This window comes from Pedobacter sp. UBA5917, assembly GCF_002432345.1.
GTDB lineage: Bacteria > Bacteroidota > Bacteroidia > Sphingobacteriales > Sphingobacteriaceae > Pedobacter.
Genome location: NZ_DJDT01000155.1, coordinates 1 through 12,491 on the forward strand (window position 1 = coordinate 1; position 12,491 = coordinate 12,491).

At 38.4% G+C, this 12,491-nt stretch carries 12 protein-coding genes; 7 read left to right on the forward strand and 5 right to left on the reverse strand.

Annotation, left to right across the window (positions count from 1 at the left end; all coding sequences use genetic code 11):
* The 3 genes from B2V92_RS09795 to B2V92_RS09805 form a co-directional block, all read right to left on the reverse strand.
* Positions 1 to 473 (reverse strand): DUF3560 domain-containing protein (locus B2V92_RS09795; protein ID WP_293307356.1); only part of this gene is annotated, 473 nt, incomplete at its 3' end.
* A gap of 62 nt (positions 474 to 535) precedes the next feature.
* Positions 536 to 1,114 carry a hypothetical protein gene (locus B2V92_RS09800; protein WP_293307358.1) on the reverse strand — a complete coding sequence of 193 codons (579 nt, stop codon included), beginning with the start codon at positions 1,112 to 1,114 and terminating at the stop codon, positions 536 to 538.
* 512 nt (positions 1,115 to 1,626) lie between these two features.
* A complete protein-coding gene (locus tag B2V92_RS09805; RefSeq protein ID WP_293307360.1) occupies positions 1,627 to 2,199 on the reverse strand; it encodes a UPF0758 domain-containing protein in 573 nt (190 codons plus the stop codon).
* A gap of 225 nt (positions 2,200 to 2,424) precedes the next feature.
* On the opposite strand from B2V92_RS09805, the gene B2V92_RS09810 reads away from it, so the two are divergent.
* Genes B2V92_RS09810 through B2V92_RS09820 form a run of 3 tightly spaced genes read left to right on the forward strand, consistent with a single transcriptional unit; the run spans position 2,425 to position 3,911 of the window.
* Positions 2,425 to 3,144 carry a hypothetical protein gene (locus B2V92_RS09810; RefSeq protein WP_293307362.1) on the forward strand — a complete coding sequence of 240 codons (720 nt, stop codon included), beginning with the start codon at positions 2,425 to 2,427 and terminating at the stop codon, positions 3,142 to 3,144.
* A 56-nt stretch (positions 3,145 to 3,200) separates the two neighbouring features.
* On the forward strand, positions 3,201 to 3,626 hold the full coding sequence (locus tag B2V92_RS09815) for a hypothetical protein (protein ID WP_293307364.1): 426 nt from the start codon (positions 3,201 to 3,203) through the stop codon (positions 3,624 to 3,626).
* A gap of 54 nt (positions 3,627 to 3,680) precedes the next feature.
* Positions 3,681 to 3,911, forward strand: a complete 231-nt coding sequence (locus B2V92_RS09820; RefSeq protein ID WP_293307366.1) for a hypothetical protein — start codon at positions 3,681 to 3,683, stop codon at positions 3,909 to 3,911.
* A gap of 68 nt (positions 3,912 to 3,979) precedes the next feature.
* On the opposite strand, the gene B2V92_RS09825 is transcribed toward B2V92_RS09820, so the two are convergent.
* Both B2V92_RS09825 and B2V92_RS09830 read right to left on the reverse strand, forming a co-directional pair.
* The gene (locus tag B2V92_RS09825; protein WP_293307368.1) at positions 3,980 to 4,651 is read right to left on the reverse strand and encodes a hypothetical protein; all 672 of its coding nucleotides are present in this window, start codon (positions 4,649 to 4,651) and stop codon (positions 3,980 to 3,982) included.
* A gap of 28 nt (positions 4,652 to 4,679) precedes the next feature.
* Positions 4,680 to 5,261 carry a hypothetical protein gene (locus B2V92_RS09830; protein ID WP_293307370.1) on the reverse strand — a complete coding sequence of 194 codons (582 nt, stop codon included), beginning with the start codon at positions 5,259 to 5,261 and terminating at the stop codon, positions 4,680 to 4,682.
* Between the two features lie 146 nt (positions 5,262 to 5,407).
* On the opposite strand from B2V92_RS09830, the gene B2V92_RS09835 reads away from it, so the two are divergent.
* The 4 genes from B2V92_RS09835 (at position 5,408) to B2V92_RS09850 (ending at position 12,339) form a co-directional block, all read left to right on the forward strand.
* Entirely contained in the window at positions 5,408 to 6,427 is a 1,020-nt protein-coding gene (locus B2V92_RS09835; protein WP_293307372.1) for an HNH endonuclease, read from the forward strand.
* A 110-nt stretch (positions 6,428 to 6,537) separates the two neighbouring features.
* Positions 6,538 to 7,545 (forward strand): helix-turn-helix domain-containing protein, encoded by a 1,008-nt coding sequence (locus B2V92_RS09840; protein WP_293307374.1) that lies wholly within the window; start codon positions 6,538 to 6,540, stop codon positions 7,543 to 7,545.
* A gap of 75 nt (positions 7,546 to 7,620) precedes the next feature.
* Positions 7,621 to 11,436, forward strand: a complete 3,816-nt coding sequence (locus B2V92_RS09845) for an ATP-binding protein (protein ID WP_293307376.1) — start codon at positions 7,621 to 7,623, stop codon at positions 11,434 to 11,436.
* Positions 11,437 to 11,844: 408 nt separating this feature from the next.
* Positions 11,845 to 12,339 carry a protease gene (locus B2V92_RS09850; protein ID WP_293307378.1) on the forward strand — a complete coding sequence of 165 codons (495 nt, stop codon included), beginning with the start codon at positions 11,845 to 11,847 and terminating at the stop codon, positions 12,337 to 12,339.
* The last annotated feature ends 152 nt before the right edge of the window (positions 12,340 to 12,491 follow it).

A 12,491-nucleotide genomic window follows, 5' to 3' on the forward strand; every position in this document is an offset into this window, starting at 1 on the left:
CCAACATAACCGCCGCGGCTGGTATCATTCAGCTGCGCCCAGATTTCAGCTGTTGCCGAGGGCAACAGTAAAAAAGCTGCTTTATCCTGTTTCCTCAAACATTTATTGGCCGATTTCATAAATTCTTGCAAAGCCTGTAGCCTAGAAAGTTTCTCCTTTAATTTTGTTAAGGCCTCAGGATCATCGGAAAAGATGGCGTCATTTGAGGCAATGGTTTCTGCCTTCTCTGCATAATAGGCCGCCCTTTTCTGCTTTTCAACAGACTTACCCATCGTATCATGTATTTTTTCCCTGTACTTGCGGTCACGCTTTTCGCTGTGATGACCGACCAAAATCGGCTGCCCCATGGGAATAACCGAGGCCATATCAGAAGCCGAGTTGTAAAGCTGATCGGATTCTTTTTCGTTTTTTTTGCCCAGAGTTCTCGCAAGATTAATGCGGTTTTCCCTGCGCTCATTAAAATCGTGTTTCATCTTTTTAAAAATTAAATCAAAAAACAAATGCCCTCTGAAACCTGTCAAAGGGCATCAGCATTTTAAGCAGGGATAAAGATTTCGCTTTCGATCTCCGCCAATTTATCCACGCAAAGACGGTTAACATCCGCCGCCACCGCTTTAATGATAAAAGGGTTTTTAGTCGAAAACTCCCTGCCGTTGTCATCCTCAATGGTCAGCGTACAGCCCTGATAAAAATTAACATCTGTCTCCTCCGCATCATCCTGCTGCGCCACCTCGAACGCCTCTAAGGTGCCAATGGTTTCGAGCAGTTTGCCCCTTTGATTGATGCGGCGTGTCAGGTCCAAAGCCAGTTTAATCGTAGAATCCAGATTTCTAGCAGGCTTAACCTCTACCACAGGCGTTTTAATCTCGGTTTTCTCCGCAGCCCCAGTTTTCCCTTTTTCGGCATCCATTTTGGCTTTCAGGGTTTCTACCTTTGCCCCCTCCCCAGCTTTTACCTCTGCTTTACCGTTACCCGAAGGCTTATCAAAATCCTTATTCGGCACGATCGCAGTGCCACCAGTAGAAGCCGCAGCGCCGCCAACTAAGCCATTAGCTTTATTATCAACTGAACCATTATTTGCAATTGCACTGGAATTAATTACTGTCGTTTTCATAATTTTTAAATTAAATGTGAATGGAAAAAATTGAACCGCCACCAATCTGGCGGCAAAACCCCGCACGCGCAGCGTCCAGGACGAAAAAAATCGGGGTCAAATGGGTGGGCTTCTGCCTTTGATCGTATTCATGATACTATGGGTTTAAAAAATATCAGTCGGCAGGAGCCTCCTGCCTTTTTGATAGTCACCCTCACCTGAACACAATCCATTTTTCAAGACAAGACTTTGCGGAAAAAAAAACCTCGGGAGCGCAAGCGAACAGGGAAGATTTTTTTCCAGCAAACCCGCAGGGCACCGGTCTTGGCGGAAAATGGATTGTTCAGAAATTTGTGCTCAAAAAAGGTAGAAGCAAAATTTTGTGCAGTTAAAAACACCTTAACCGATACATTCTAGCCTCATTCATCTCAGGAGAATCATTCACCAAAACCCTGAGCTTTACCCATAAAAAAACCAGAATAAAAAAAGCCCCCAACAAATGCCAGAGGCAAAAAAATCAGAAAACAATAAATCTAACACCTTCCCAAACGCCTGCCCAGTTCCACAGCAGCCATAATCGAGCTCGATTTGGCGATTCCCATTCCGGCAAAACGGCACAAACCGGGGAAACCCAAAAAACAGAGTTGCAGCAAGTTTCCTTCCACACTAGCCAGTATCCGGTAAGCCAGGTCAATTGCCGATTCATTGGGTGTGCCCGAACCGATCAGCATCGCCAGCAGTTCCGTATCGGTCATTGCGCATGGACCATTCTCCATCATTTTTTCCCTTGGCCGCAACTCCACCTCCATCCCTTTAATCCCGCGCTGCTGTTTCTGCTGATTCAAAAGGCGCATGTTCTGAACGGATTCATAACCTTGCCCGTAGTGAGCAGCCATTGTCATCAATGAAGAAAAGCTTCCGATCAGCATCTCAAAGTCCTCCTCAAATACACGCAAACGCTCCATACTGTAAGTGCCATCCTGCTGGGCATCGCTCCTGGTAAAACAGATATAATTACTCTCATTTTTGGCAACCTTATAATCCAAAAAGTAACGCCTTCTCCCGCGGGAGAAGCTCTCTGATACTAAAATGTTATGTTTTTTCATCACTATAAAATTTAATTCCAGACCAAAATTGCCCCATCCCAAAAAAACTACAGCAGAAAAAATCAACTTATCTGATAGCAAAAACGATTAACAGTTTCCAAGAAAAGTCAACCGTTTCCAAAAAACAATAACTGTTTCCAATAAAAATTATCCGATATTAGTAAAGCATAACCAAAGAAAAAGCAGGCCGGAACCAACACAGCCTCCCCATATTTCAAGACCAGTATGATCAGTAAAAAAGTACAGGAATACATCCAGCAAATGCTAAGCAATGAACTTAACGACCCGGATGGAAGTAAAGAAGCCGAAGTCGTCCAGATCCTTCGGGTTACAAATGAAAGGGAGGAAATCGCCCAGATCTGTGAGGCTATTGCTAAAGGAGGAAGTTGGTTTAGCCTTCCTGTACTTTATGCGAGATTTAAGGATCACGCTCAAAGCACATCTGGACTTTTGATCTCCAACACCATACTGGCCTTACGCGACAGGCAGTCCTGGTCAGAAGAATTCAAGGAAATTTTCTTCAGTCCCCATTTCTGGAAGATCCATTGGAAAACAGGTCATGGTAAATTCCTGAGCTTTGTGAGCATCGTCTCAAGTATAGCAGACAGCCATATGCAAGAGCATATTGGCGAGGCCATCATACGGGAAATCAATTACGATACCAGCCCCTATGAGAACTTTAAAGAGATGAAATTACTGGAAAAGAATTGGGATCCCGGTTCTGACTTAAACGAAGTACTTTCCAACACCACCAGTACACGGGCAGTCGATGCGATGCTGGAAGAACTGAACTTGCCCAAAGACCTGGAAACTACGACGGATAAAACCTTTAACTCCCTTAGAAACGATTATCTCATCACAAGACTTGGCGTAGCGCATGATTTTCCCTTTCAGCTCACCCTTTTCGACCAGGCCATCAAACTCAATGAGTATCACCGGGAATAATCCGCTAATGAATTGAACGGGAACATCATCGCAAAATAACCAAAGCAAACAACACTATGAGTCAGCAAACAGCAACAACAGAAAAAACGCAATGCCGTTACTGTGAAAAAGAACTGCACGGAAGGACAGGAAAAATGTTCTGCAACGTAGACTGCAAAAACAACTACAATAGCCGCATCCGTTCCGTAAAACGGGCAGAGGAGAACAAACTTTTTCCAGAGGTGATCAAAACCATCAAAAACAATTATAGGATATTATTAGGCTATAACCTCAGCAGATTAACAGAAAATGAATATATCACCATAAATAAAGATGAACTGCGTTCAAAGGGATTCGATCACCGATACTGCACTGGCGCAAGCATAGATACTGAGCAAAAACTGTGGAAATGCTGCTTCACTTTCTGCTGGCATGAAAACGAAGAGTCGCTAACCTTTACCCATGCCCCACACTTAAATAGCAAAAATCACTTTCACCAATAATCTGTGGAATAAAAGATTTCCGGACAAAGCCTTCAATCCATTATCTTTGCCCTAATGAGTCTACCCATGCGCATCACCTTTGAGAACAAAGATTACAGCTACACCGTTCTCACTAAGATTATCAATAACGAAACCACAGAAATAAAAATCAGTTTAGAAGGTGAAGAACTGACATTGGTACAAAATCAGAATAAAGAATGGGATGCACTCGAGCGAACAGTCGGCGATGATCATGCACTAATAAAAGCGATAGCAAAAAACATTGTACTACGCTACCGTATATAAAACTAAAATCCACAAAAATTTAGAATCCAACGAAAAAAAAACTCATCAAGTAATACTTTCTCCTTACCTTACCTATATCTTCTCTTACGCTGGTATCGCTTAACAGGCTTTTTCTTCCCAAACGTCAACCATAGTAAAAATCCAGCAATGCCTGCTAAAATCCACCCTAATCCAGAACTGCCCTCACTACCCGGCAAAATACGATGATGCTCACCATAGTCCAACATGTATTTATTGGAACTACTTTTAAGAACAATATCCACTAGCACTTCATATTCCAAATCCCTATCCTCTTCTTCAAGATCAATAACCATTACCCTGGCAAGGTCCGTCCTATATTTAGCAAATTTTAGCACGTCAATTGGGTTGGTTACTATCACTTCGATATAAAAAGGCTGTCCATCAATAGTAATCGTTACATCCGGAATCAACTCATTATAGCCAACTTCTGCAACGGGATCACAGTAATTAAGCATCCCCCTGTAAGGCACATATATATGATCATTACCCAAAATAATCTGCTTTGCAAGCAAATGCAACTCCGTTTCCGGCATCGGATTACAGTTTCCCTTGTTACTATGCCTAAAATGTTTCCGCCGAACAGTATTAAGAACAGCCTCCAGCCTTCCATTACAGCTATGGCAGACACAATTGCATTTTAATCCTGTCTGAGTAACCTTGTAAATCGGAACAATTATACCTGTTCCCCTTTCAATTCCAACTACTGGTTGAACATTCATAAATCCAAAAACAATGTAAAAATGAAAGTTATTCTTTTGAGTTGTTTACTTCATCATTAGCAACGTGCATTAAATAGTCAAGAAAAATTGTGGTACCAGACTGAACATCCTTTTCATCAATTTCCTTTCCATCAAAATCTGGATTAACCGGAATCTCAAACTCCATAATCCACCATTTTTCGATTTTATTCAAAAGCTGCTGCGATTTTTTTAATAGGTCTATATTGATATTGGCATTCTCATCGATCAGCAGTCTGAGCGGTTCGTGAGCAACCAGGTTTCTGTGTTTGCGGATCCGTTCAAGATAACCGATATCTCCTTTGGTAATGACACCGTTTTCCTTCAGCCATAAACAAGAAGAATAGAACAAGTGATAATCCCGAGCTTTCTTTTTATCGATATGCGGTATTATCCTATCAAGTATTTCAGACCGATATTGATCGCTAATCTCATATTCAAATTCTCCCTGATCGTTCAAGGCGCCATCCATACAGAGGAAGTCCTTTATCTTGCCCTGAATAGTTGTTTTAAGCATTTCAAAACTGGTTACAAATAAAGATGCGACCAACATGTTTCGCTTTAAAAGCGTGGGATTAATTATTTTTTCCAATTATTTATGATTAAAAGATATCAACATACATCAATATAAAAAACTATTCTGTTAAACCAAAACAGATCGACTCCTAATAAACTATTTGCCGGCCATTTTCACATCGGCAAAATCTTTAGTGTGGACTTGATCAGTTTGTATTTAATATGATGATTTTACATAAACCGGATAATAAATATCAAATGGAAAGCCTGAACCCATATTGTGATAAAAAATTATCGAAATTATATTACCTTAACAAAAATCTTAACTTAATAAAAATGGAATTTTCAGCTCTCGATCTCCTATGGACAAAAAACGTTACCAGAGAAAAAGGTAAGGCTTGGGCATACGACGAATATCATATTGGAGACACTTTTTATTTAAATTTCCCATTGGGAAATAACCGTATGGGAGTTACAAGTGCCCAAAAAGCTAAAGCCAATGAACTGATACTCCTAGTCCAAAGCATCTATAACAAAACCTTAGGAAAACCCGGCACCTACCTTTCTCATATCGTTGCTCCAGTCGACGATGAAGTTGAGGTTGATCCTGTAGGGAGCCATCCGGTAAAAAGACTGGTAACCGTCGTGGCCCGCGATAAAGTCATGATAGCTAAACCCACAAACCTGGATTTTAGGGAACCCAATCGGGGATGGACATGCGAAATTGATCTTATAAAACCAAAGAAAGATAGCGGAATGATAATGACGCTAGATGAAAAGAAAATTCTGCTATGGAATCTTTTTCGAGATAAAGATTTAACTATCAAAACCTTAATCAATGAAAATCAAACGTCAATCATTGATCCGGTGGTAGAGGCAATAGAAGGTGAAGAAAAATATCGATGGATCAGACATAGATATTATGAGCGTGATCCCGCATTAATCAAAGCCAAGAAAAATGAAGCAAAGCACCATGGGCCAATACTGTGTGAGGCCTGCAATTTTGATTTTATAAAAAGCTATGGCATACACGGTGCAGAATTTATGGAATGCCACCATAGATTCCCTATTGCGAAACATGGTAAAAGGACGAACACCCTGGAAGATCTTGCTTTAGTATGTTCCAATTGCCACCGGATGTTACATAGAAAAAACGTACATAATGATTACTATACAGTTGAGCAATTGAAATTGCTGATTCATGAAATAAGTGGAATAACCGAATCGCAAGTTATTAGCTGATATTCCACTCGAAACCACTATTCATATAACATACTATTGAAATATCGATCGAATGGAAAATGTAATACAATCAGAGTACCTCAATATTTTTTAATTCAATACATTTACACATGACAAATTTCGCTCTTAACATCTTAGGAAAAAGTATAGCTGACCTTACGCTAGCCGATATTGAAAACTATTTTACTGAACAAAAACTTGAAACCGATACTCTTGAATTTAAATCCTTCCCAGCGGCAGCGAATTTCGAAGACCTGCTTGGAAAGATTATGAAGACTTTGTGCGGATATTTAAATGGCTCAGGAGGACTATTGATTCTCGGTGCACCGATAAAAACGGTAGTGGGCAACGTTGATTACTTTCAGGGTGCACTTACCCCGGTACCCGTACAGAAATCCGTAGACTGGTTCATCAACAAAATCAGTAGCTCCATTTCTCCAATGCCAATCAATGTATCTGTAAAAATTATCCCCTCAAATCAATCTTATATTTATTTATTTGAAGTCCAGGAAAGCCAATACAAACCGCATCAGGTTGCCCACATATATTACATCAGATTGGACGGCCAAACTAAACCCGCACCACATTACATTGTACAGGCATTAATGCGCCAGATCACCTATCCAGATCTAAGGGCTACGATCAGGATTAACCGCTTTCAAAATCATGCAGAACAGACGATATCTAAATTAACATTAGCGATCTTCAACTTTTCGCAAATGCAAAATGATTCCGATTTTCATTATTATATTACTTTGATAGGTGGAGCTAAATTCTTTGCCTGGGATGCCAATCAATATGGTCCAGCAATCAGTTTCGATTTTCATGGCGCACAGTTGCGTCACAGGGAAATTCAGAGAACATTACACTTCGGCGTTCCCTATACCGCAAGTTATCAAATTACTATTCCAGAAAACGTACAAGAACTCAAGATTATGGTGAACTTCGGGGCAAGACAGTCACCAAGCAAAATCTCTATTTACACATTACCTTTAATCAATATTGATCGAAATAATCCTGCCGCACATTTAGTGATAGAAAAGGAAAATACACTTTTTGAAGCTATACAATCGATAGAGGAAACGTTATCGCATTTCCGTAACAACGAAATTCTATAGACTAATCAATCAGAAATATAGAAATCCGATATTTATTTATATTTAGGCTTAAATTTACGTTTTCAATAGACCATAATGGATAAAATAAACTGGGCTAACTACAGTTATGATGATTTTGAATTGTTTTGCAATGCATTATTAACCTTTGAGATAGGAAAATCTTACCAGCCTTTTTCAGCTCCAGGTCAAGATGGTGGCATAGATGGTGCATATTCTGGTAATTACGAAAACCAAGCAGGTAAATGGCGGTTCCAGTTTAAATTTAGACAATCAGCGCGCAGCCAAGCAGTTAGCGAGTTAAAGACCCAGATGAAAAAGGAGGCTGAAAAATTAGCTGATGAGGATTTTTTTGTACTGCTTACGAACGTTGAATTACTCCCACAAGAAAATCTCTCGCTAATTGAAGTATTTCAAAATGAAATTCGAATACTCGGCAAGACTTGCAATTGCATGGTCTGGGATGGTGCAAAAATTTACAATCTGTTTATTCAATACCCATTACTGTCCCTCTGGTTAAACGAAGGCTTTAAAACTGCGCAGGTACAGGATTATCGTAACGTTTTTAGCAAAAACCTGAATGCAAAAGAATTTGCTCCTGGATCATTTTCGAACTTTTTTATTTCGCGTGAAAATGACATGGACAAGTTAAGTTCATTTTTGGAGTCGGAACAAACCATTGCATTAATAATGGGTGAGGCAGGGATCGGAAAAACTAGATTAGTTGTAGAATTTTTTAAGCAAAAAGTTGTTTTTTTAGAAGATTGGATGCCTCTTGTGCTGATGAATAGGCATGTTGATTTTGATAAAATCCGAAAATCGCTTACATCGAAATTAAATTTCATCATCTTAATTGACGATGCCCACACCTACAAAGCCGAGGTGATCGCGGATATGAAAGCACTTGCAGAAAGTGTGAACGGAAAAGTAAAAATTATATTAACTGCAAGAACGCTTGAAGCCTTCAATTCCTTGACATTGATCAAAGAGTACGAAGCTGAAGATTTACCCCAAATAAAACTTGATGAGTTATCAAGACCTGAGACAGAGCAGCTATTCCGGCACTATATTACAAATACATCTTATTTACATTACATCAACGAACTGGTAGTTCTATCCTACGGAAAACCTATAATGGTTATTGCAATATTAAATGCCATCTCTGAAAACACCCCAATCAGTAAAATCAAAGAACAAGGCTTTTTAAAAAACTATGTAAAGAACTATTTTGGCAGCTTTATTGAAAAAATAAGTAGTTCTACCGGCATCAGCAAGTCATCAATACAACGGTTATTACAGAATATTGCTCTGATTGAGCCATTCAATTTTAATGACAGTTCAACAATCAATAAACTAAGCGAGATACATGATATCAAAAGTCAATATGTAACCGAAGCTTTGAAATTACTATTAGAAAAAGGATTTGTAAATGGGCGTTACGAACAAAGTATAAAACCGGACTATTATAGTGATATTTTACTTTCGGAAATTAATAATAATGAAGTTGTTAGCTATATCACTGAATTTGCTGTTTACATCGATAATATTATTATTAACCTGAGCAGCGTGGATGAGGTCAATGCTCAAAATCATAACATCCTAAACGACATTCTAATCATATATACCAGTTTAATTGAGAATGGAAAAAATATTGTTGCCATAAAAAAAGTGCTTTCTACTGTTCTAAGCATTAGTTTCATACAACCTGAAATAGCAAAATCTGTTATTCATCACTTTGTCGAAGGTATCGCTCAAGAAGACCACTTGCTTGCACTAGATTACAAGGAAAACTTAAAATTTAATTATCAATCTGGCGATGAACCTATAAATAAGGTTATCAGCATATTGAGTAATCTCTATGCGAACGCAGCGAATTTAGATTTTGTCGTAAAAAATGCAGTTAAACTCTATGACATCACAGCAGATAAAAAATTAGTAAACATATTTTCGTTTTCAAAAAAGGATGTAATTGAAAGATTTTCAATGTCTCGCCAAATATATCTTGTAGCAGAATTCTCGAAAAGATTACCAAAGTATTCAGAGAAAGAACTTAACTTTCTATTATCTTGTATAGCATCGCTCTTAAATTTGGACTTTACACTTTCTGAATGGAATGCGGTTAATAGAGACAGTATTAATATCACGACTTACTATTTGCCTTCCAGTAGTAATATCAAAAAATTAAGGAAATCGATTATCGATATTTTATTTCAGTTGTATCTTTTGCCGAATGCACAAGAATTACGGAAGGAGGTGATAAAGCACATTTTAGATGTGCCTCGGGGAATATTTGCAACGAGCAGGAATTCTACAGTCTATAAAAATGATATTGAAATAAAGCTTGTTCTCGAATTTTTAAAGAAAAATGCTTCAGATTTTAGCATCGTCGAGCAAAAAGAAGTTCTTGAAAAACTCTATTGGTTTAAAAAATGGGGAATTCCTGATTCTATGTTACCACTAACAGATGAAGTCAAAGAAGCCCTTAAGCCAAAGAATTTAACTGAGAAAATATCACAGCTGTTTTCAAAAGCTGAAATAAGCATATTGGAAATGCCGAATGTTGATCAATATGTTTCCAGTAAAGTTGATGAATTTGTACAAATAGCTAATGCAGCAGAACTTTCTGACAGCATCATCGAATTTCTGGAACCACAACAATATCCGCCCCACTATTATGGGAATTTTCAAGACACTCTTGAAAATAATTATCCAGAATATGCCAAGGTACTCAACGACAAAATGCTGGAGAAATCTTTCGCCTTATACAATTTGTATGGATATAGGATATTAGGCACAATGTACTTCAAACACAATGACAATAAATTCTATTGGGATCGGGTCAAAAAACTCCAACAATTGAAAAGTATTGAGGCTGATAATGTGCTTTTGGGAGTATATGGTCAGCGTGTACCTGGCAAAACTATATTGACAGACAGGGATATTGATGTAATTCTTAAAGTTTACAATAAAAAAAGGAAGGAGAACAATTATTTGCTCTCTACTGCCTTACAAAGTTTATTTGTTGTCGATCATCCAGAAGCATTAACCTACTGCAAGGATTTTTTGGCGAGGGCATATCAACAGGAAGCAGAAATATTTTTTATCAGATTAAGTGATAACGAAACAGTTACTGATGAACAAATGGCGGATTTGATCTTAAATGACACCATACGTTATGATTTAACCTATGCAATCGAACGCTGTTTAAATAAAGTTCTAATCATTAAAGGTATCGATGCCATTTTCAGCTATCTCATAAAAAGATACCAACTTAAAAAACAAGTTGTTATAGCGAGTAAGGGATTTGGGGGTTATCAGTTTGTACCAGATGGGGGGCATTCATACCTATTTGATCAATGTAATCCCGTAATCCGGATTCAAATGTTTATCAAAGCTATTGACTGGTACTTGATCGAGGATGGCGAGGGTGGGCACATTTATTATGCTAAAGATCTTTTAGAATACTTGCAGCCAGGACAGTCTTTAAATAGCGAACTGATAGAATATTATCAAGCAAGAATTAAAGATCTAAGCGAAAACGGAGAACAATTAGACAGGCTTATCGAAAGCCTAAGTATTTTTCATTCAAAAGATGATAATTTCTTAACACTGATAGTCCAGGCTTATGATATCGTCCATGAATTTAAAGATCTGGATGAAGAAATATATAAAAAACTTAGGACGCAGTGCTACCTGGCAATAATCACAATGGGTGTTAAGTCAGGTGCAGCCAATTTGCCATTTCAGGTCGATATTGATCTGCGAGACCTAATTTTAACATATATCAACAGACTTCCTGAATATCATTCTGCAGGCCAATTTTTAAAGGAAGTACTTAAATCGGTTAATGCAGAAATTGACCGGACAACTGATAGAGAAAATTCCACATGGTAAAAACTCAGACGCTTTCCAATTTTACAATCCTGATGGCGCTATTTTAGATAAAAGTGCATACCTGGAGGTTTGCGGCTCAAAATAGGAATTACCTTCAAAAACCTGCTAAAATTTGACCTGACTTTTTATATCTGCAAGCAGTTATGAAATTCCATATTTCCATAAATTAAAGAATATATAAGCCTGATAAAATTCCTTGCAAGTTTTGTTTTTTTTTTCGGCAAGTATAACTGCTGATACTATACAATGGATAAAGCTTTCAGCCGTATGAGCGGATACCCCACCAGTCGCCCGGACAACAAATCTACCATGGAATTATTTTAATCAGGCTGGAAATCTTTGAGTTAAAAACTACCTGTAGCATATTTTGGGTTCTCACCGTTTCCATTAACAAAAATTATGAAATATATGCTGAAACTAAAATTAATTATTCCCGCCGTACTGATTGTACTCGCAGGCTGTAGCCAAAAGGTTCACAATACCACTTCAAATTCCGCTTCAGAGAGCAAAAGTGATTCACTCTATGTCGTTTTAAAAATAAAGGACATCATCAAAACCGGCGAAAAAGTAACCTTAAACTTTACCATTCACAACGACCAGTCAACTGAAAAATCCTTTTGCAAATGGCACACACCTTTTGAGCCCCTGATGAGCAAATACCTTGACATCAAAGATGAAAATGGAAACGAGGCTTCCTATAAAGGACCAATGGCTAAAAGGATCATGCCTCCTCCAGCAGACAGCTACCTTATTATTAAACCAGAAGATATACTGTCTTCAGAAGTCGACCTGTTAAAAGCTTATCAACTGGAAGCAGGAAAAAAATACACAGTTTCGTATAATTCCAGCAGCATCAGTGGAGTGAAAGCTACCAACACAGTTACCTTCAGGTATACTAAATAAGCCTAGAACCTGTACTACCGATGACCATAAATTTGATTAATGATAAACTTATCAGATTGTTGATTAACCATTATTCCGCAACGGGAACAGTAGTAAATACCGGCCCGTGCTTAGGGCCTGCGTGTGTATGAGCGGTGGCCGGGCAGTTGCCC

What these genes read in the sequence shown, in the direction of transcription:
- B2V92_RS09815 (WP_293307364.1), top strand. Translation starts at nt 3,201, where the DNA reads ATGAGTCAGCAAACAGCAACAACAGAAAAAACGCAATGCCGTTACTGT.
- B2V92_RS09850 (WP_293307378.1), top strand. Translation starts at nt 11,845, where the DNA reads ATGCTGAAACTAAAATTAATTATTCCCGCCGTACTGATTGTACTCGCA.
- B2V92_RS09840 (WP_293307374.1), top strand. Translation starts at nt 6,538, where the DNA reads ATGACAAATTTCGCTCTTAACATCTTAGGAAAAAGTATAGCTGACCTT.
- B2V92_RS09805 (WP_293307360.1), bottom strand. Translation starts at nt 2,199, where the DNA reads ATGAAAAAACATAACATTTTAGTATCAGAGAGCTTCTCCCGCGGGAGA.
- B2V92_RS09820 (WP_293307366.1), top strand. Translation starts at nt 3,681, where the DNA reads ATGAGTCTACCCATGCGCATCACCTTTGAGAACAAAGATTACAGCTAC.
- B2V92_RS09825 (WP_293307368.1), bottom strand. Translation starts at nt 4,651, where the DNA reads ATGAATGTTCAACCAGTAGTTGGAATTGAAAGGGGAACAGGTATAATT.
- B2V92_RS09810 (WP_293307362.1), top strand. Translation starts at nt 2,425, where the DNA reads ATGATCAGTAAAAAAGTACAGGAATACATCCAGCAAATGCTAAGCAAT.
- B2V92_RS09845 (WP_293307376.1), top strand. Translation starts at nt 7,621, where the DNA reads ATGGATAAAATAAACTGGGCTAACTACAGTTATGATGATTTTGAATTG.
- B2V92_RS09800 (WP_293307358.1), bottom strand. Translation starts at nt 1,114, where the DNA reads ATGAAAACGACAGTAATTAATTCCAGTGCAATTGCAAATAATGGTTCA.
- B2V92_RS09835 (WP_293307372.1), top strand. Translation starts at nt 5,408, where the DNA reads ATGATGATTTTACATAAACCGGATAATAAATATCAAATGGAAAGCCTG.